At 51.4% G+C, this 18,843-nt stretch carries 19 protein-coding genes; 5 read left to right on the top strand and 14 right to left on the bottom strand.

The genetic code is table 11. The features are described from left to right. Positions 1-12 precede the first annotated feature (12 nt). From DESTI_RS25780 to larC (DESTI_RS25730), 11 genes are all read right to left on the bottom strand, one after another. Positions 13-1,299, bottom strand: coding sequence for an MFS transporter (locus DESTI_RS25780; RefSeq protein WP_014812897.1), 1,287 nt, complete (start codon positions 1,297-1,299; stop codon positions 13-15). 301 nt (positions 1,300-1,600) lie between these two features. Further along, positions 1,601-3,358 (bottom strand): hypothetical protein, encoded by a 1,758-nt coding sequence (locus DESTI_RS25775; RefSeq protein WP_041287635.1) that lies wholly within the window; start codon positions 3,356-3,358, stop codon positions 1,601-1,603. A gap of 164 nt (positions 3,359-3,522) precedes the next feature. After that, positions 3,523-4,254 (bottom strand): nickel pincer cofactor biosynthesis protein LarC, encoded by a 732-nt coding sequence (gene larC / locus DESTI_RS25770; protein ID WP_014812895.1) that lies wholly within the window; start codon positions 4,252-4,254, stop codon positions 3,523-3,525. Between the two features lie 4 nt (positions 4,255-4,258). Further along, positions 4,259-5,218, bottom strand: coding sequence for a nickel pincer cofactor biosynthesis protein LarB (larB, locus tag DESTI_RS25765; RefSeq protein ID WP_014812894.1), 960 nt, complete (start codon positions 5,216-5,218; stop codon positions 4,259-4,261). Positions 5,219-5,318: 100 nt separating this feature from the next. Next, on the bottom strand, positions 5,319-7,133 hold the full coding sequence (locus tag DESTI_RS25760) for an FAD-dependent oxidoreductase (protein ID WP_014812893.1): 1,815 nt from the start codon (positions 7,131-7,133) through the stop codon (positions 5,319-5,321). A gap of 310 nt (positions 7,134-7,443) precedes the next feature. Next, on the bottom strand, positions 7,444-8,157 hold the full coding sequence (locus tag DESTI_RS29490) for a GntR family transcriptional regulator (RefSeq protein ID WP_014812892.1): 714 nt from the start codon (positions 8,155-8,157) through the stop codon (positions 7,444-7,446). A gap of 300 nt (positions 8,158-8,457) precedes the next feature. Further along, complete coding sequence (locus tag DESTI_RS25750; RefSeq protein WP_014812891.1) at positions 8,458-9,495, bottom strand: ABC transporter substrate-binding protein; 1,038 nt, start codon at positions 9,493-9,495, stop codon at positions 8,458-8,460. 71 nt (positions 9,496-9,566) lie between these two features. Then, positions 9,567-10,340: an ABC transporter ATP-binding protein gene (locus DESTI_RS25745; protein WP_014812890.1), complete on the bottom strand. Its 774-nt coding sequence runs from the start codon at positions 10,338-10,340 to the stop codon at positions 9,567-9,569. After that, complete coding sequence (locus DESTI_RS25740) at positions 10,337-11,077, bottom strand: ABC transporter ATP-binding protein (protein ID WP_014812889.1); 741 nt, start codon at positions 11,075-11,077, stop codon at positions 10,337-10,339. Before DESTI_RS25740 ends, DESTI_RS25745 begins: the two co-directional genes overlap by 4 nt. A 54-nt stretch (positions 11,078-11,131) precedes the next feature. Then, entirely contained in the window at positions 11,132-11,983 is an 852-nt protein-coding gene (locus tag DESTI_RS25735) for an ABC transporter permease (RefSeq protein WP_014812888.1), read from the bottom strand. 274 nt (positions 11,984-12,257) lie between these two features. Further along, a complete protein-coding gene (gene larC, locus DESTI_RS25730) occupies positions 12,258-12,770 on the bottom strand; it encodes a nickel insertion protein (protein ID WP_041286506.1) in 513 nt (170 codons plus the stop codon). 764 nt (positions 12,771-13,534) lie between these two features. On the opposite strand from larC (DESTI_RS25730), the gene DESTI_RS25720 reads away from it, so the two are divergent. The 3 genes from DESTI_RS25720 to DESTI_RS25710 all read left to right on the top strand — a co-directional run bounded on the left by DESTI_RS25720 (position 13,535) and on the right by DESTI_RS25710 (position 15,028). After that, entirely contained in the window at positions 13,535-13,921 is a 387-nt protein-coding gene (locus DESTI_RS25720) for a hypothetical protein (RefSeq protein WP_014812886.1), read from the top strand. Between the two features lie 128 nt (positions 13,922-14,049). Then, positions 14,050-14,751 carry a tyrosine-type recombinase/integrase gene (locus DESTI_RS29485; RefSeq protein ID WP_052316108.1) on the top strand — a complete coding sequence of 234 codons (702 nt, stop codon included), beginning with the start codon at positions 14,050-14,052 and terminating at the stop codon, positions 14,749-14,751. A gap of 55 nt (positions 14,752-14,806) precedes the next feature. Further along, positions 14,807-15,028 (top strand): hypothetical protein, encoded by a 222-nt coding sequence (locus DESTI_RS25710; protein ID WP_014812885.1) that lies wholly within the window; start codon positions 14,807-14,809, stop codon positions 15,026-15,028. A gap of 300 nt (positions 15,029-15,328) precedes the next feature. Here the strand turns inward: DESTI_RS25710 and DESTI_RS25705 are convergent, their stop codons facing one another. Then, positions 15,329-16,075, bottom strand: a complete 747-nt coding sequence (locus DESTI_RS25705; RefSeq protein WP_014812883.1) for an ATPase — start codon at positions 16,073-16,075, stop codon at positions 15,329-15,331. Beyond that, the gene (locus DESTI_RS25700) at positions 16,072-16,299 is read right to left on the bottom strand and encodes a hypothetical protein (RefSeq protein ID WP_014812882.1); all 228 of its coding nucleotides are present in this window, start codon (positions 16,297-16,299) and stop codon (positions 16,072-16,074) included. The genes DESTI_RS25705 and DESTI_RS25700 overlap by 4 nt, the downstream gene beginning before the upstream one ends. Before the next feature lie 89 nt (positions 16,300-16,388). Here DESTI_RS25700 and DESTI_RS31165 point away from each other — a divergent pair, with 89 nt between their 5' ends. Continuing rightward, entirely contained in the window at positions 16,389-16,655 is a 267-nt protein-coding gene (locus DESTI_RS31165; RefSeq protein ID WP_014812881.1) for a hypothetical protein, read from the top strand. Here the strand turns inward: DESTI_RS31165 and DESTI_RS25690 are convergent. After that, positions 16,627-17,085, bottom strand: coding sequence for a nucleoside 2-deoxyribosyltransferase (locus DESTI_RS25690; RefSeq protein ID WP_014812880.1), 459 nt, complete (start codon positions 17,083-17,085; stop codon positions 16,627-16,629). The two genes, DESTI_RS31165 and DESTI_RS25690, sit on opposite strands and share 29 nt — an antisense overlap. A 138-nt stretch (positions 17,086-17,223) precedes the next feature. Between DESTI_RS25690 and DESTI_RS25685 the strand changes: the two genes are divergently transcribed. Beyond that, the gene (locus DESTI_RS25685) at positions 17,224-18,585 is read left to right on the top strand and encodes an IS701 family transposase (protein ID WP_014808181.1); all 1,362 of its coding nucleotides are present in this window, start codon (positions 17,224-17,226) and stop codon (positions 18,583-18,585) included. The last annotated feature ends 258 nt before the right edge of the window (positions 18,586-18,843 follow it).

Raw genomic sequence — 18,843 nt, 5'->3', positions numbered from 1 at the left:
GAGGCCCATTCATCAGTTCGAAATCCAGATACGCTTGGTCGCATGTTTACTGTCCTCCAGACTGACTGGCTTAAGTGCGAATGACAGTAGAATGCCAGCAACGGACACTGGAATACCAATCAAAAAGGCCAGTTGATAGCTACCCGTTAGATCAAAAATTAACCCGGAGAGGCATGCTCCCAAAGCACTGGCGATCGCCTCAGAGAATCCAAATACCCCTAACAACAAGCCGATGGAAAGCAGACCAAAGATCTCTGAGGCTACGGTCAACCGAAGGACTGCCTGGGCACCCCAGCCAAGTCCGAAAAGAACCACAAACAAGTAAAGGCCCCGCATGTCCCTGGTGATTAAGGCCCAGACCAAAGAAGCTGCCGTGACGGCGAAGCTGATCATGAAAGCGTGTTTGTTGTCCACCCATCCCAGCCAAAACCGCCCTGCAATGCTGGATGCAGTGAGCACGGCCATGACATGGGCACCATCAGTGATTGTGAATCCCAGATCTTGAACATGATTGGCAATGTGGGGCAGGAATGCTGACCTGCTATAACCGAAACAGAAAAAGATCCCGACGACAATCCAGAATTGATGGGTGCGCAAGGCTTGTCGTAACGAGAGGCCCGCACTATTCACGATAGCTTTGGTTTCATTGGGCGCCGGCATGACAAGAGAGAAGCCATCTGGTAACTGGCCGACGGATTGTGGATCACGTTTGAGCAGCAAACCAGACACAATTATTACTGTGAGAACTATGACCGCCAGGGCATCATAGGCCGAGCGCCAGCCATATTTCACAATCAGCCATCCGCTGAGAGGAGCAAAAATGGATCCTCCAATTCCGACTCCGGTCTGCACGATAGCGACCATCAGCCCCCGTCTTCTGTCGAACCACCGAGCGACGGTCGCCATGACCGGCACAATAGTTCCCCCTAGTCCTATCGCTCCAAGGATGGAATAATAGATGTTGAATTGCCAGAGGGAAGTCATTCGAGAGAGCAACAGATAGGAAATCCCCAAGCATGAGCCAAAGACAGTAACGACTATTCTAGGTCCCAGTCGGTCGGTCAACCAGCCCATGTAAATTGCCAGGACAGCCTGTACGATGAAACTTAAAGAGAAAGCTAGAACGGTTTCTGCGCGAGTCCATCCGAACTCGAGCATTATTGATTTGTAGAAGATTCCAAAACACTGGTCGGCACCCCAAGACGCCATCCAAATACAGAAGCCGGCAGCGACTATGATATAGCCGTAGAACAACCGATCTTTAGCGTGGGAAGCAACTACCGAACCTTCGGTTGTCATATTATGTCTCCAATTTACAGACAAGCATCAGAACCGTATTCAAGGATCATTTAAAGGCAACTAAGGTTGCGGCCTTTTGAAACAGGGGCGGCTGAGTGCCAGAATTATGGCTTTTGACAATTCGCAATCAAAGAAGGAAAATCAAGGGGCCCCTCTTGTTCAGAACTCCCAGGGGCCCCAGATTTCGCAACATCAAGAGCGTATTCCCACGATGACCATGACGTCACTCGGTCAAGACAGATGATTCTCCTATCGGGGCTCCATTTGCCCGTTGTGGCTCACTTCGCCACGGGTGTTGGCATTAATGATCATCAGAATCGAGCATTTGGGCGATTCGCTCCGCCAAATGGGCCACTTCCACCGCTTTCTGTCGAGCCCCCGGGATTCCTGCCGTAATGTACGCTGCTCTTTCTGCAATCTGAGCAAGTTCTTTGGCGCTTCCTCTGGCCCTGATCACCGCAACCGCTGTCGGGACTGTGATGTTGAGGATGATGTTGCCCCCGAGAAGCAGTTCCCTAAGAGGTCGCCCTGCGATGAAAAGTAGCGATCGAAGTTCCGGATCGTCGCTCTCCGCCACTTTTACAGTAAGTTCGGAAACGACTTTTTCCAGCAAAACGGTCTTGCCGTCGACTGCGACTTCCATATCGGCATCACCGTCCAGTCCCCACCATCGGCTCAATTTTCCCTTCGTGTTACGAGAGTAGGCTTTTACCATGCGGATGGAGACCGCTTTTCCCATTGCGTTGGACATCATCTGGGAAGTCCTCTGTTCGACCAGTGCCTGGCGGTCACGGTCCAGGCCTTCCACCACTGATGTCAAGGTTGCACCGTCAGCAAGCTCACGGCTAGCACGTTTGGCTCGGTCGTAAAGAGCCTTTGTTCGTATCGGTTCCGAGGCAGCGATCATCATTTTTGTTATGGGCCCACGACGGACCTGCTCGGCCTTTCTCGCAACCGTGTTCACTGCAACCATAGTGGTCTCAGGGTCCATGGAGTGTTCCCCACGCTTGGAAAAGATCTCCACGGCCCGGTCGAAATCAAACTTGCACCACTGCAGAGTTTTGAGGGCAAGCATCGCATCTTCGCTATGATGAGCGTTAGAGCGAGCAGCCTGGGTAAGCATGAAGGGTGCCTCTTTGAAAATGTTCAATACATCGTGGAGAGCTACCATGCCGATGAGTGAGACTCCGCCTACATCTTTGAGAATGAGGCCGACGTCGCCGACCAACTGGGCGGTATCGTATTCTTCATCAGTCCCATAAACATGTAGTTTTTTGGGAAGTCCGGCTGCTTCTGAAGCGGCTTTACCAACGGGATAGGCTGCTCCCCGATGAAAGTCGCCTTCTTCGTTCGGTATCCAGGCATCGGGATGGACGATCTCGAGGGCTGCTGCAGATCCGAGCAGAGCGGCAGACAGCGGATCCGGATCAATGCCTGCTCCAGACATAGCGTTCAGCATGGCGATCGTTCCAACCTTGGCAGCGTTGCTGGCCAATTCGGGGATGACTATCTCTTCCCCCAGCGCACCGTGGCCGAAAACAGGCCCAAGCCCCCTCGGCATGCGCGAGCCTTGGATCCTCGTGAGCTTTCCCTCCGCCAGTGCTTGGTAAATGGCCTGAACCGCTGCAAAGCCGGATACCTTGTTACCTCTCTTGATGCTGGGCAATGCTGCAACGCCACAGCGGTCTGCTCCGGCCAGGATCCGGGCCATGCCTCCCAGTTTGCGGCTACCAGCCGGCACCCCTGCCTGAGCGTTGCTGCCAGCCATCAACAACACCGCAGCACTCAGCAACGCAGCATTGGCCGCGTCTGCTCCGGCCTCTCGTGCGGCGACGATGGCGCGGGACAATACGTGGTCGACAGGAATCTCAGTCGAATCCGCAAATTTAACTGCAATGTCGGCACCTTTTTGCAGTTCCTCTGCCACAACATTAGTGATCCCCAATACTGCCATGTTAAGGGAACCATGTCCTTTGGTGCACGCCTCTATCCGATCCAGCGTCATAAGATTCAAGTCCGAGGATGCCGCCATCACCGCGGCAATTACTTCTTTGTTCATAATATGCCTCCGTTTATGAGCTCGTTCCGTATTCACAACCTGTCTCCGTCGTTGGTATCGTTTTTCTCCAAGTGCGGAGAAATCTAATGCGAGGCAAATGCAGCCAAGCCGAGACTCTTCGCCGCGAGGCAGGCTATTCTGCCTATATGCGCACATCTCTGTCTTCAGGGGTCCTGCCATGGCGGATTCCTGGTGGCACCAATCATCAGCCTCAGAACATCGGGCTTCTCGGTCTTGTAAGATCCAAAACCATAGCCGATCCGTTCGACTTCGAGAGGAGGAATCAACATTTTCTCCTTTACGTAGTGACGGACTATTGCAGCGCCTGTTGGCGTTGTCATCTCAAGTGCTTCGTCGCAGAAGAAGGCAGGAAAGTCTGACAGAATCTCCAAGGTGACCGGGGGTGGGTTGGGGAGCATGCCATGAGCCGTCTTGATGAAACCGCGTCCATGAGGGATGGTGCCGCAGTAGACCCGTTGTATCCCAAAGTAGCGGATGCCTGTCGCAACTCCGAGTAGGTCGATCAAAGTGTCCACGTGGGCAAGCTCATGGAGGTGCACCTCGTCGCGTGTCGTACCGTGGACTTTGGCTTCTGCCTCAAGGATGATCTCCAACATTGCAAGGGCATCTGCCTTGACCTCGTTGTCTGCGTCGGTCGCACGGATCAGCGTCTCCATGTCATGCACTGACAGATGGAGCTGGCAGGCGCCAATCTCAAGGTGAATTCCTTGGATTGTCCCTTGCTGCTTTCTGACAGGGACTATGGAAGGAAGCTCGGCCTGCACCCCTGTTAGGGGCTTCAGGAGAAATTCGATGGGCATTCCAGCGTCTATCAGGGCACTTATCATCATGTCGCCGCTTATGCCGAAAATAGGGTCTATATGCAATGTTCTCATATCTTCACAGCCTATTGATTAAAGTGGCGAAATAGGAAGCGCCAAATCCATTGTCTATGTTCATCACGGAGACAGTGGCGCATGAGTTGAGCATGGCCAGAAGTGCTGTCAGGCCGCCGAAGCTGGCGCCGTAGCCCACGCTCGTCGGAACAGCTATCACCGGTGCGCTTACTACACCCGCCACAACAGAGGGAAGAGCGCCTTCCATGCCCGCTGCAACAATGATCACACGGGCTTTTTTGAGTGTCTCTAGGTGCTGAAAGAGCCTGTGAATACCCGCCACGCCGACGTCATACAACTTTTCTGTCGTATTTCCAAAAAAGGTGGACGTGATATAGGCTTCCTCAGCTACCTTGATGTCGCTAGTCCCTGCCGATATGACCAGAATTGTGCCTTTGCCCTTAACAGTCAGGTCTTTCCGTATGAAGAAGCAACCAGCGTCCTTTGAGAAGACTCCTTCAGGGAAACGGGAAAGCAGAGCCTCACCTGCATCTGTTCTAACCCTTGTCACAAGTACGTCCAGATTCTTCTGACGCATCGCGCGAATGATATCTGTCATCTGATCGACCGTTTTCCCCTGGCCGAAAATCACCTCGTGAAGCCCTTTGCGGACAGCACGATGATGATCGATCTTGGTATGCGTGAGGTCCTCGAAAGGCATATCTTTCAGGGTCTCGTATGCCTCTTCGACACAAATCTCTCCGGATCTGACACTTGACAGGATCTTAAGTAGCCGCTCATCCGCAATTCTTGGCGTTTTGCTTGCTCGTACGCTATTATTCATTAGTATCGAGATCGTGGCTGCTCCGATATCGTGACTTACCGGAGTAGTGGCGCTCGTCAACTCAGTTTCCGCTTGAAAGGCCACATCCTCCCAAGGAATAGGCTTTCCACCAACACATTTTTCAGTCTCGTTGACACCCACACTGATAGCCACATCGGACCCTTTTAGCAGCCTAGTCAACTCAACAACCTCCTTGAAAGCATATTACGAACGATAAGACTCTCTCAGTCCGTCCCGACTTGATTGCAGATGGTTGGAACATCTCGTCATCTTCAATCTTTCATCCTTGTCGCATCGCAGTAAACAATAGGTCCTCCTTTTCGTCTTCCGGTCCCAGGCTCTCTGAATTCTGCACGAGCATCTCGTGTTCAATCACTTCCGTGAGGTCTGGTGAGATCATCCCGCACTGCATCAGGTACATGAGTCCTCCTTGCAGGTTTCGATTGTCTTCTAAATCCATGTCATTCAGGATTACGTGTGAATCGTATGAACGCTCGCCGGTTTTGCACAGAACTATCAGCTTCTTGTCCCTCGGGACTTCGTGCTTTCTTGCAAGTAGCTCCGTGGTCGAGATATGTTTCCATCTGTCAGGATATCTCTTCACGAACGGTTCAGCCTCGTGGGTGAAACGGGTATCCAATACAATCCATCCGTTTTTGCCCATCTCCGGCCACAAGGACTTGAACTCAATGGGATCCATAGTGCGACCTCGCCCAAAAAGAACGTTTTCGGCAGAGTTTCCCAGTGTGTTAACGACGTCCATGGCCGCTGAAAATTGCGGAGCGTAAGCAATTTCCAGATTCCCTACCTCACTGGCAGACGGCCCATACTCAAGGAGGGCTGCAATCGTGTTGACACGGCCGACGAGTCCATCCCCGGCATCTGAAATGCCCTGGATCCCCAGTACTCGACCGCTCGTTTTTTCGACCACAAGCTCCAGGTACAAGTGATCTTTTTGATGAAAGAAATGGGCTCGTTCGATTTGCGAGACCATGGCAGTGACGGCATCAAATCCTTCCCTTCGAGCCGCATGAATGTTCAGCCCTGCACAGGCAATGGTCAGGTCGAAAAACTTCGCTGCATAGTTGCCGACCGCTCCCTTGAATTCCGCATTCCCGGCAGCAAGATTAGTTCCTATGACTCGACCCTGTCGCTGAGCTATGGAAGGCCAGGGGAAGTAACCTGGTTTGCGGGTAATCAGGTTGGTCACCTCCACACAGTCACCGCCCGCGTAGATCAAGGGGTCCGATGTCTGCATATTATTATTCACCATGATGGCGCCACCGGACGATATGTCCAGACCGGCCTCTTTTGCCAGGTCGGAATTGGGTTCAACGCCTGTGGCCACTATGACCAGATCTGTTTCCAAAATCCTTTTGTCGGTGACCACCCTTTGTACTGTGCCGTTCCCTTCCAACCGAACTATGCTTTCCTTCAGATAGACTGCGGCCCCTTTCTCTTCGAGGTGGTGTTTAACCATCATAGCTAAGCTGGGACCAATGTGCTCGGGCAACAGTTGAGAAGACTGCTCCACAATACTGACCTCTATGTCCCACATATCTGACAGAGCCGGCACGAGTTCCAGACCTGTCAGTCCTCCGCCGATAATCACAGCCTTGCTTGCTCCAGGATTGACAATCCACTCTCTAACCCTTTCGGCGCTTTTCAGACTGTAAACATCGAATACGCCTTTCAGGTCGGCCCCCGGAACAGAAAATGGTTTAGGGCGCTTTCCGGTAGCGAGTACCAGCTTGTCGTAAGGCAGCAACTCGCGTTCGCCTGTTGCGGTGTTTTCGATCAGTACCTTTTTGTCTCGTCGATCAATGCTGAGTGCTCGCGTGTTCGTCCGCATTGTCACGCCCAGGACTTCACGGTAGTATTTCTCGTCTCGAAGCACCTGAAAGTTTGTTTGCCTGAGAATGTGGGCTCCCATGAGATCGCCACCCACCAAGTAAGAGATGCCTCCACAAGCATATGATATCAATGTCTCTTGATCGAGCAGAGTCACTTTAGAATCGAGCTCAAGCCTCTTGAATCTAGCCGCCGCCTTTGGCCCCATTGAAACCGAGCCTATAATGACAACCTCCTGTGGCAAGGTTTTTCTCCTTTCCGACAAATAATAGAGCTGATAACCAGATGTCTGACAGTCTTTTCGATCGTAAGCCAATTCTGTTGAGTTGAGCGCAGTTATACCACCCGACTATTGGAATCACTCAACACCCGGAAACGACCTTGACAAGGACTCAGGCTCTCAATAGCTAGCTGACGCCTGACTATATGGTCAGTAGGTATTCAAAGCGCTGTCGACAAAGCGACATGGCCAAATCGCCTGAGTCCCACAGGCATGTTGTCAGATTGCTTATTCCATATCTGGTCCGGATTTAGAGAGTCAGTACTGGCAGAGCTTACTGACTCTCTTCGTTGACAATCTCTCTCAATCTATCTTTCAGAACTACCTGCAGAATTTTCTTTTTCGTGTTGGCAGTATGTTCTCGGATTCTCCTTTTCGCCTCGGCTTTGTTTCCTGCCTTGATGGCTGCCACGATTTTCTCGTGGTCCGAGATGAGCATTGAGCGGACTCCCGGGATTTCTAAGGCTATCGCCCTACTCATCAGCATGTGGTCCATCATGCCAGACAAAAACCGCTCAACGTATGGGCTTCTGGCCCCGGCACACATGGTACTGTGAAATTCGGAGAGTGCATAATTCAGGCTTACGGTATCACTCTCGTCAAGTGATTTGCACTTCTCTACGTTTCTTTCCAGTGCCTCTATGACGTGCTCGTCGCGATGAGCCATCAGCTTGTCTATAAGTAGGTTGTTGAGGACTATGCGCAGATCGAAGAGATCCTCCAATTCCTCTTCCGAAGGCCTCCTTACATAAAAGTGGCTGTTGTTCTTCTTTGAAATCAGGCCTTCCTGAGTCAGTTGAAAGATGGCTTCCCGTACAGGCGTCCGGCTTACTTGAAACATCTTCGCGAGCGAATCTTCGGAGAGACGTTGGCCGAAAGCGATTGTGCCGTCGACGATAGATTTCCTGATTTCTTGATAGACGCGCTGCTGTGAGGTTCCGTGCTGCACACTATTTGACTGCCGGTTTTTGGATTTTTGATCTGGCATCTCAGTTGCCCTCCAGTGAAGTGGTCGAATTAAACCGGGAAAACTCATTGGCAGTGTGGGAACTACTCAAATTCATTTATGAACCTCATCAAGTTCTTGCAGTGCAAGCCCATATCTGCACCCTAGTGCTGGAAAAATTCAAAGTTGATAGTGAGAAGATGCTTTCTTTTTCGGTCATAATGAATGAACCTTCTCAGACTACTTCCTACCCTTTTGAGGCCGCCGCTGGAGTGCTGGCGGCCTCTTCCATGCCGGCAGACGATAGAGTCTCCTCACAATCGTCTCAGAGCTACGCCCGCTCTATTTGGGGACTCCTTCTTTCTCGAGCTTCTGTATGTAGCCGGACTCGACCAGTTTCTTTTCGAAGGTCTTGTCATAGAGCTCATTCCACCACGTGTCGAGATCAGGTTTGATGGCCTCGGCCTTGACCTTACCTGTGTCGATGAGTTCCTGCAGAATTATCTTGGACGATTTCTCCGAGACTACCGGCGGCCAAGGATAGCTCATGTTCTTGAAAGCCTTCGTCAGGAGGTTAACGTCATGGCCCGAAGCCTGGGCCAGAATCTTAATGGCCTCATCCGGGTGGTCTCTCATGTATTTTGTGGCTTTGGCATTGATTCTCACCATCTTTTCTACCACATCGGGGTGCGCCTTGATATAGCTTCGATGGGTGAGTATAAGGCAGCACTGCTGGTCTTCCAGGACATCATCGGATTTATACAAGAGTTTGAAGCCAGCCGACTCCGCCACTTTGGTCGGCCAGGGCTCGTACGAGAATATTGCCTTTACCTCTTTATTTCGCGCAAAGACGGCGCTGTCTGTAGGACTGACGGTAACCTTCTTCACCGGGCAAGAATGCTTTTTCTCCAGAATGGTCAACAGAGTGTGCTGATTGCCTCCAACACTAGGAGTGCCAACTGGCTGGTCTCTGAGATCCTCGAACTTATTGATACTCGGATCAACCACCATGGCCGATCCTCCGTGATTCAGGCTATCGACAATGACAACATCAGCACCGGTAGTTTTCCCGGCTATTGCCGCCGAGATCCCCACCAAGCCAAAGTCGCACTCATTTGCACCGAAATGCTGCAGCAGAATGCCCGATCCCTTGTACTGCAACGCCTCAACCTGAAGGCCTTCTTCCTTGAAGTAACCCTTGGCCTCTCCAATGGGCAGCACGGGCTGGTGCAACTGATCGCCCACAAGATATCCAATCCTCACCTTCTGCATTTTAGCGTCTGCGGCGTACGTCTCCGTGATCTGGCCGATTCCTCCGATGATGACCGCACTCAAAAGGAACAGCTTTACAAACAACCCTAGAAATCCCTCTTTTCTCATATCCATTTCCTTTCTCGATTTGTCAAACTCATGCACCATCCGGTCTGACCCGCGTCAGGGGCCCACCCCACCTACCACCATTTAACAAGCTCGGTGACACGCTTCCTGATGTCGATAAACTCTGGACTGGCATAATCACGGGGATGCGGTAGGTTTACCTCAACCGTTTCCTTTATATGCGTGGGCTTTTGAGTAAGCACCAGGATATTTTGACCGAGGTATACCGCTTCCTCGAGGTTGTGGGTCACGTAGATGATTGTGGCCTTGATCTCACGCCACAGTCTCAGGATTTCGTCCATCATGTGGAATCTTGTCTTGATGTCCAATTGGCCGAAAGGTTCGTCCATTAGCAGCAGATCGGGCCGCGTCACGAACGCGCGTGCGATGGCAACCCTCTGACTCATGCCCATGGAAATCTGATGAGGGTAGTATTCCTCGAAGCCTTTCAGCTTGACCATGCGGAATATTTCGCTTAGCCTCTCGTCGATTTCTTCTTTGCTTTTACTGCCCTCCTTGATCTCCAAACCGAACTTGACGTTGTCCCAGAGTGTACGCCAGGGAAAAGCCGAAGGTTCCTGAAAAACGAAGCTAATGTTATGCCTTCTCGGATTTGCCGACTCCCCGTTGATCTCAATCTCCCCACTGGTGGGGGGATAGATCGTAGTGATCAGATTGCACAGAGTCGTCTTCCCGCACCCAGTGGGACCGACTATACATAAGAACTCGTTTTCCATGACACTGAAGTTCATGTTGTCCAAAACCAGGAGATCGCCAAACGACTTAGTGAAGTTGGTGAATCTGATCTTGATTTTCTTTTCCTCAGGCTTTGACCCGTTCCCGCTCATAGCTCCACCTCGTAATAGCTGGTGACTTGCCTGCGCAAATCCAGGAAGTTCTTATCAGTCAAATCTCTGGGACGCGGCAGGTCAACAGGGATTTCCGCTCGAATCTGCGCGGGAGGAGGTGAGAGCACAAGTATCCGTTCACCCAGATACACAGCCTCTTCAACGTTATTGGTGACGAACACAACGGTTGTTTTCAGTTCTTCCCAGATCCGCTGTGCCTCGATCTGCATGAAGTAGCGTGTTTGGGCATCCAGAGCTCCAAAAGGTTCGTCCATCAACAGCAGATCAGGGTCGGTAACAAGCGCTCTTGCGAGAGCAACCCTCTGCTTCATTCCACCAGATATCTGATAAGGATAGTATTTCTCAAACCCTGTCAGCCCGACGACTTCGAGGACACGGCTAACCTTTCGCGCGATTTCTTTCTCACCGAAATTCCTGATTTCGAGCCCGAACTTGACGTCATCCCAGACAGTGCGCCATGGCAGGCATGAGGGCTCTTGAAAAACAAATCCCAATTTGTGATGCCTGGGATTGACCAGCTCCGAGTCCATAGTGACCTTGCCTTTAGAGGGAGGCACGATACCAGCAATGACTTGCAGCAAAACCGTTTTACCGCTCCCGCTCGGACCGACCAAGCACAGAAACTCGTTCTCTTTGACTGAAAAGTTCAGACGATCCAGGACGTGGAAGCTGCCGAAGGTCTGGTCGACTTCCACTCTGAGTTTTTCTCCATCCATTGTAGATTTCCTTCCTCTTGCCAGTAGGCCGTGCGGGCCGATTCGAGTTGGATTCTAGATAGAGACCTCCCATCTCCACTTGAACATCCATTTCTCAAACCTCAAAATGATCTCGTTCATGGCAAAGCCGATGACACCGATGATCAGCATTCCCACGACCACCTCTGGCAGCCTGAGAAGTTCGGCGTATTTGAGGATAAGGCGACCGACACCCACACCCTCGCCTCCGATCATCTCTGCAGCTACTATGCACATCCAGGCCATCCCGAGACCTACACGCATGCCCGATGTTATGTCCGGCAATACCGACGGAATGACGACTTTCCGTATCCGCAGCCATTTGTCGCCGCCAAAAACTCGACCCACATTGAGGTAAACGGGGTTAACTCGTGGCACTGACACGAGAGTGTTGATCCAGATCGGGAAGAAGGCTCCGAGCCAGATGAGGAACACGTATCGCGAGAATCCCATGAGGATTACGATAGAAAGAGGGATCCAGGCGATTGGTGGGATGAAACGTATAGGCTCAATGATCGATCTCGTGCGGTCGTAGATCTTCGGATTGAGCCCCATCAATAATCCAAGCGGTATCCCCATAGCGGCTGCAAGGCCAAAACCTGACAGAATGCGGACTATGCTCATGCTTATGTGCTCTTTCAAGGTGTAGCCTTCCACATCTCCTACCTGATAGAGTTGGACAAAAGCGTCCCACACCTGAGCCGGTGAAGGAACGAACGGGGATTTGGCTATTGCGGCGAGAAGACTCCAGAGCACCAAAAAGATGCCGAGACTGAGGCCGTTGTAAGTCAGATCACTATGAAGATAACGATTTACAAAGCTCCTTTCGGGCCGAGCTTCCGCCAAAGGGGTCTGCTTAGTAGTAGTTAGTTCTGCTGTCTTGCTCACGATGCACTCTCCTCCTCTGTTCGACTTGTTGAGCCTGCTTTCAAATGTTCGATGTTCGTCTTCTTTCCATCCGCATGCGTCTATTTGAGCCAGAAGCGCTGGAGGCGGCACTCTAATGGGACTTTGTCGATGCCCCTCAATTTAGTTATCACTCTGACAGAGAACCGCCTCGGGTCGCTTCCAGGTCTCTCTACTTTTCTCTATCGGAACCCGCCTGCCTTCAAACTCCGGCCCATATCCCACGACCGTCTAATTTTTCAGGGCTTCCAGTCCGCTATAGCTGTATAACCTGAACTCCAGCACCTGACGGAGCAGGAACGACTGCTCCTTCGATCTTGCGCCTGAGCCCCATGGGAGAAACCACGCAGCCTAGATCATCCCGGATGCGCTTCACGATGGCATAGAGGTCATCGCTCTCGATGGCGAAGAACCCGGATTCGTCTCCTCCTCGCTTCTTGAGACGAACCCTGCAAGAAAGCTCTTTCTCACGGTTTCTGATTACAAGCTCTCTCTCTTCGATGCTAGTTGGCTGGAAAACGTGTTTGCTCTCTATCCGATGGTATCCGTAGCTTCCTATCACCTCAACAATGAAACGCGAGATATCGGCCTCGTATCTGACATCGATGTCCAGAAGCAGAAGGTGGCCGACGCGCCCCTTCTTGGTGATGGTCGGCAGGAGGTTGCGATTGCGCACACCAGGAATGCAGAGCGCTTCCATCACCCACGAAAGATCCTCCGCACTGAGGTGGTCTACCTGCACCAGAATGAGCAAGCCATCTTTTTCCATACCCGAACTCCGGATCTAGGTTGCGGCACGCTGTGTGATTTGAAAGCCGGTCGATCCATCGGGACCAATGCACCCAAGCATCGCCCCGCAATGCTTCGTCGTGTCAGGAAGCATTGCAGCTTCAGGATTGCATACACAAATTGTCTCGTCAAGAACTATTTTGCATGCAATTAAACAATCTGAAATGGCTCATATAGCTCACTTTGAATGTATCGTGGTCTCTGGTGTGCTCTCTAAAATAGGTATTATTGTATACAATCAAGAGTTTTTGGGTGAACCCAAAGAACGAAGAGATCCGCTTCTCTTTCGGGATGGATCCAGGGAAACCAGGGAATTATGACCACTAATCTTGTCACCACGGATGCTCTCCGTTTTTTTTGCAGCGCACCAAAAGTGCTTTCCCAGGCTCAAAGCGCTGGCGCACAGCCAGCAGGTTTCTCTGTCAACCCATTCCGCGATCCGCGTAGTATCGAACACGGCCGCACCAGGGGCCAACCCCCCCTCGCACCCGAGCATTGCAGCCACCAACGCGCTGGTGGCCACGGGATCGGCGGTGAAACTAAAAGTGGTCTCAGTGGCCGGGGGACCGGATTGCTTGGCTTACACGAATGTAAAGCCACTAGGTCAAGCAAACGAAGAGGATGCCGCAGAACAAGCATATTGCATCCTAAAAAGCGTTAAACACATGTTTAGAGACCTGGACATCTTGATAGGTGTCGCCTGGAAAGCTTTAGAACTCGATCACAAATCACGGGGGTAGCCCCATGACCGACGAAGCCGCTCACGACCCGAAATATGACACGTTCATCAAACGATTGCGCTCATTCAAACAAAAGAAGAGCAAGTATCAAAACGGTGAGAATGACCAACAGTTTTGCGAGCGCTTGGGAATTTCTCTTACCCAGTTCCGCTCTTGGATCTATAAAAACACGGAACCAGACATCGCAAGCGTGCTCCACCTTTCGGAAACTCTCGACGTATGCCCCAACTGGCTTTACCTCGGACGCGGTCACTCAGTTGAATATCTAAGAGACGAAGGACTGCGAGTCACACGGATTCCACGAGAACCGCTCGAGATTATCGAGGAGATCGGAGCGGAAGAAATGGCAAACGAGGCAGAGCCCCAACAAAAAAGGCGAAAAATTTCGTAGGAATTGGTGAGGCTTAACGAACCACCCCATAGGGGCAACACTTTTCAAAAAGAAAAGAAGCTGGACCGGGAGGGGGGTTGACTGTGTAGACGGTCAATCCCCTCCGGTTTCCCGGGAAAGGGAGAGAGATGGAGAGCACAGCACTTACTCTGACACATACCATACAGCACACCGTCACCCATGATCACATCGTGGATGTATTTCTCTCTGGCCGAACAGAGACGACGCGGCGAGCGTATGCGGCCGACATGGTTCACTTCGCCGGACTCCTCGGGGTAGTAGACAACAATGAGGCGGTACACATGTTTATTTCGTGCGGACCTGCTCGAGGCAATGCCATTGCTCTGGATTATCGAAACAACACGTGGAGAGGAAATCGCAGGGCGCCACAATTAACCCGGAGATTATCCACATTGCGCAGCTTATTGAAGGTTGCTAGGATGATAGGTCTTGTTAATTGGGAACTGGCCGTCGAGAATGTGAAGCATCGATCATACCGTGATACTCGCGGGCCTCGTGAATCTGGATTCCGGAAACTGCAGATGAGAGCAGAGCAACGCACCGATGCCAAGGGAATCAGAGATCACGCAATATTGCTTTTGCTCCACGATCTCGGATTGCGAAGGAATGAGGTTTGCTCACTCGACCTGCAGGACGTAAATCTTGAGCATTCCACCATATCAGTGCTCGGGAAGGGGAATGCTCAAAAGACCTCGTTGTCTTTACCGAAGCGGACAGCCGAAGCGTTGCGCACATGGATAAAAAGGAAAAGAGAACGTAGACGACGGAAGATGTGTCTCTCTCTTTTCTCTATAGACGTATATTCTTAAGATTTCCCCTGTTCCCAGTATTCATGACATTCGGCATGTGTGGAGCACTAACGCTATGCGGTCCGGCATGGATTATGAAATCCGTGAGGCAATCCTGGGGCATGCGTTCAAGGTGAAGGATGTCTCGAGACGATATCTCATGATCAGTGATGCGGATCTGTTGAGAGGGATTGACCGGATGAGCTTCGATCACGGGGATACTCAGATATGGCTTCCCCCGAAAAAAGAAAAACCGGAAGCAGCCACTTCCGGTCAAGTTTGGATAGCAAATGGATAGCAAATTGTGTTTGCTATCCGGAGTGTTTTGTTATGGCAATCTGTAAATCATTAAGATTTTTAACCTTTGTGGCGGGAGCGACGAGACTCGAACTCGCGACCTCCAGCGTGACAGGCCGTGAACCCCGTCAATCATATCAACCTCATGCCTCGATATTTCAGTCATTTCAAGCCCCTTCAGTCCGTTTCGGTCCTTCACGATCCCGACTGATCCCCTTCGGATCGCCGGGACCACGAACAAAATCCGAACACGATTTTGTTCCGTTCGACGGCCAGGCAATACAATGGTCTGTGCCCGTCTTTACCTCATCTCAGTTGGCATTAGTTTGTCCCACACGGCCCTTTTGAACCATACCGGCATGCTGTCGGATTTCATCTCCAGGACTTTCCCATCCGTGACCTCGGCCAGCCAGATGTGCTGACGCCTTGAGTTGTCGAAGATGTAAGCCCGGTTTGTGTGACGAATGGCATCAGCAAGCAAACTGAGGGACCGACCATAGCGAGAGACGATTTTATCCTCGGGGACAGGATGTCCACCGAGCCTTACCCGGTTTCGAACGCGTGAAATGTTGATGATGGGATCTTCTGTGGCCACATAGTACAAATACGTCCGAAAGCCCCTTTCCTGTGCTTTCTTCAGGAATGACACCTTGTCTGGGGATGACATGACCGTTTCGAAGGTAAAAGATGCGCCACTCTTCAGCAATTCGTGACGAATGAAGTCCGCTGTCGTGGAGGCCAAGTAAGAATTCACCTCCACCTGATGAAAGCTCAGTTTCCCTCCTTCAAGGCGGAGGGAATCCGTTACAGCCAGCAAATCGGCTCTTTCCAGTAATTCAGAGCGGCGAAAGAATGACAACACTTCCTCTGCCGTGCTGGAGACCCCAAAGGCCTCCAGATCGAGAAAGCCCTGCAATCGAAACTCATCCTCAATGTCATCGGGGTTGATATATACGCCCAACAGTTCCGGGCGAATCACCGATTTGATAGTGCTCTTGCCCGAACCATTGGGGCCGGCGAACATTCGGAGGCGGGGTACTTTGCTCATGGTAGGAGCCGCTTTTCGCCCTTCTCAACCGGAACAGGAGGTTCGCCTGTCTTCACCACCTTGCGTGTGCCATCCGGAAACACCTCGTAAATCACCCCATTTTCGCTTTCCAGCACGCTGTTCCCGGATGCAAGGGTCTGCCAGTACGCCTGCGTCACTGCGGCTTCCGCAAGTTCGGGGATGTGCTCTTCCAAAAAATCGATGTCTTCGTCGTGTTCGCTCATAGCTTTTCTCTTTCGCCTCTATCAGATTAGTCTGATCTTCCCGCTGGCCAGTTCCTGCATCATACAGGTTTGAGCAGGTTGGTCTCTTGATGACGGGCTTCCTTTGGAATCCGGAAGCAGGCGCTGAACCCGAACGTCTGGGGTCTGTTTTCGGTCCCGCCCGAATTTCTGAAGGATTATACGACAAAATGGGGCCAAATCGGGACACTGAAAACCAAGTGTCCCGCATTTTTTCCGTCATCCATGCGGAAATCGCTTCTACTGCCCTTGTTAGAGCCAAGCATTTCGTCACGCATGGGATCAATGCAAATCGGGCTAATTCCTGCGCTATGGGAAAATATTTTCAATCCTTCTGAACAGCCTTCCACCGAGGGCTTCGATCCAATAAAGAACCTGCAAATTGATCGGAACCCCATCAAAGTCCCCACTATTGCGGAAATCAGTCCGCAATCCGTAGCATTTCTTTCCCAGCCCGGCCGCAAAGCCAATTTCACTCACCGTGCCTGAATCCAATTCTGGCCCATCCAGTACGCCCCAGATTGCGTCACAGGATCGTATCATGTCCTCGTTCGCTTTCCCGATTTGTCGAGCTATTCTCTTGAAGGTGGCAACACGGACTGGCCAATCTCGTATGGAGCTCGCCTCCGCAATGGCCTTATGGAAAGGACCCTCCCAAGGATCAAGAACTGTGCAGCCCAATTCAGTCAACCGTTGCTTGATCTTGTCCCTGTATGACTTCCATTCTGGAGAAAATCCAAGGGGAGATGCCAAATAGACTGTGAACATAGCGGTTCCCCAGCTTCAATCTATAGTTTCGCCCTTTTTGTATTCTGGACGGTTAGATGGTGAGATAATCCTTGAAAAAATAAGGCGTTCCGCACATACCCGGTTTTGTGTAAAGATTCTGGGAAGGAGGAACGCCAGTTGAAGAGATCTATACCAGATCCGTTCGGGATTGACGAGATTCATTTCAGAGCGTGTTTCAGCGCACCGAGTTTCCGTATCTTCGTTGCGCTGGTGGTCGGTTGGGTGCTCACTATGGGCAAGCACACTATCAGCCAGGTGATTCTGACCATGAGACTCCATGAATCCAAGCACTTCGCCAGCATCTACCGATTCCTCGGCAAGGGACGATGGGAGACTGACTTTGTCTCCTATTTCGTCTTCAGAATGTTGGTAGAAACGCTGATTGCAGAAGGGATCGAGATCCTTGTGGTGATTGACGACACCTTGAACAAGCACACTGGCAAGAAGATCTGTGGCGCGGGCTGGCAGCATGATGGTTCACTCCCAAAGCATACTAAGCAAAAGGGGTATGGAGTGTGCTTTGTCATCATAGGACTGGCGATTCGCCTTCCCGGCATCAGCGATCGCATGTTTTGTCTGCCATACGCTGCCCGCCTTTGGTGGCCGCCAAAGGCCAAGTTTAATCCCAAGAGCCTGCCCTACAAGACAAAACCCGAACTTGGATTGGATCTTATAAATCTGACTCATTCATGGCTCCAAGAGGGAGAAAGACTGAGAATTGTGTTCGACCTGGGATACTGCTGCGATACCATCCTCAAAGCACGACCCAAGAATGTGCACATTACAGGGAGGCTGAGAAAGGATGCAGCTTTGTTCGCTGTGCTGGAACCTGCTCCATTTACAGTGATGGGCAGACCTCGCAAGAGAGGCGCTCGACTGCCCTCCCTGGAAACGATGTTCCAGGACCCCAATCTGGGGTGGAATGAGATTAGGGTCTTCTGCTATGGAAAACAAACTAAGCTCCTGATACATCAGTTCACGGCGCTATGGTATCATAGCGCAGGGCAACAGCCTCTTTCGATCGTGTTGTGCCATGACCCGGCCGGCCACCATGCCAATATGGTGTTTTTCGATACGGACCCTCAGGCTGCACCACAGCAGATTATCGAGCGCTACGCTGCACGCTTTAGCATTGAGATGACCAATCGAGAGACCAAGAACCTCCTGGGTGCGGCTGAACCTCAGTGTCGGAAAGAGACCTCGGTAACCCGTGCCCCTATGTTTGCTTACTGGGCCTACTGCTTTGTAGTGCTTTGGTTCGTTGGGCAATTCGTCACTGCAAAGAACCTCGTTGCCGACCCGGCTCCCTGGTACTGCCGGAAAAAGTCGTTCACCTTTTCAGACATGCTGGCAGCAGCTCGAAGGAGTCATTTCTCGCTGAGAATTTATTCGAAAGCCAGCCGAATCAATAAGTTCGAAAAACTCAACGGCCCGCGCTCCACGCGCGGACTCGACCATGCAAGAATCGCGAAACTATAGATATGAGTACATCTGAATTAAATACCTCACTGGAAAGAGACACTTATCGGGGGAACTCCTTTAAAGGGGCCGAAATTGAGTTGTCACTATATCATTACGACTGACAACCCATGATTACTAATGCTTGTGGCAGTTGTACCGATATCAATACGACTCAATGAAAAAACCAATTGCTTGAAATTGCAGGTACGGACTGAGAAAAGAAAACATTTCCGAAGAGTCATCTCCCGCTTCTGTAGGGCAATACTTACGGTTAAG

It is taken from the genome of Desulfomonile tiedjei DSM 6799, assembly GCF_000266945.1.
GTDB classification, from domain to species: domain Bacteria; phylum Desulfobacterota; class Desulfomonilia; order Desulfomonilales; family Desulfomonilaceae; genus Desulfomonile; species Desulfomonile tiedjei.
The sequence above is the reverse complement of the archived record's forward strand: the minus strand, read 5'-3'. Positions and strand labels throughout refer to the sequence as shown.

What these genes read in the sequence shown, in the direction of transcription:
- DESTI_RS25780 (WP_014812897.1), bottom strand. Translation starts at nt 1,299, where the DNA reads ATGACAACCGAAGGTTCGGTAGTTGCTTCCCACGCTAAAGATCGGTTG.
- DESTI_RS25775 (WP_041287635.1), bottom strand. Translation starts at nt 3,358, where the DNA reads ATGAACAAAGAAGTAATTGCCGCGGTGATGGCGGCATCCTCGGACTTG.
- larC (WP_014812895.1), bottom strand. Translation starts at nt 4,254, where the DNA reads ATGAGAACATTGCATATAGACCCTATTTTCGGCATAAGCGGCGACATG.
- DESTI_RS29490 (WP_014812892.1), bottom strand. Translation starts at nt 8,157, where the DNA reads ATGCCAGATCAAAAATCCAAAAACCGGCAGTCAAATAGTGTGCAGCAC.
- DESTI_RS25750 (WP_014812891.1), bottom strand. Translation starts at nt 9,495, where the DNA reads ATGAGAAAAGAGGGATTTCTAGGGTTGTTTGTAAAGCTGTTCCTTTTG.
- DESTI_RS25745 (WP_014812890.1), bottom strand. Translation starts at nt 10,340, where the DNA reads ATGAGCGGGAACGGGTCAAAGCCTGAGGAAAAGAAAATCAAGATCAGA.
- DESTI_RS25740 (WP_014812889.1), bottom strand. Translation starts at nt 11,077, where the DNA reads ATGGATGGAGAAAAACTCAGAGTGGAAGTCGACCAGACCTTCGGCAGC.
- larC (WP_041286506.1), bottom strand. Translation starts at nt 12,770, where the DNA reads ATGGAAAAAGATGGCTTGCTCATTCTGGTGCAGGTAGACCACCTCAGT.
- DESTI_RS25720 (WP_014812886.1), top strand. Translation starts at nt 13,535, where the DNA reads ATGACCGACGAAGCCGCTCACGACCCGAAATATGACACGTTCATCAAA.
- DESTI_RS29485 (WP_052316108.1), top strand. Translation starts at nt 14,050, where the DNA reads ATGGAGAGCACAGCACTTACTCTGACACATACCATACAGCACACCGTC.
- DESTI_RS25710 (WP_014812885.1), top strand. Translation starts at nt 14,807, where the DNA reads ATGCGGTCCGGCATGGATTATGAAATCCGTGAGGCAATCCTGGGGCAT.
- DESTI_RS25705 (WP_014812883.1), bottom strand. Translation starts at nt 16,075, where the DNA reads ATGAGCAAAGTACCCCGCCTCCGAATGTTCGCCGGCCCCAATGGTTCG.
- DESTI_RS25700 (WP_014812882.1), bottom strand. Translation starts at nt 16,299, where the DNA reads ATGAGCGAACACGACGAAGACATCGATTTTTTGGAAGAGCACATCCCC.
- DESTI_RS31165 (WP_014812881.1), top strand. Translation starts at nt 16,389, where the DNA reads ATGACGGGCTTCCTTTGGAATCCGGAAGCAGGCGCTGAACCCGAACGT.
- DESTI_RS25690 (WP_014812880.1), bottom strand. Translation starts at nt 17,085, where the DNA reads ATGTTCACAGTCTATTTGGCATCTCCCCTTGGATTTTCTCCAGAATGG.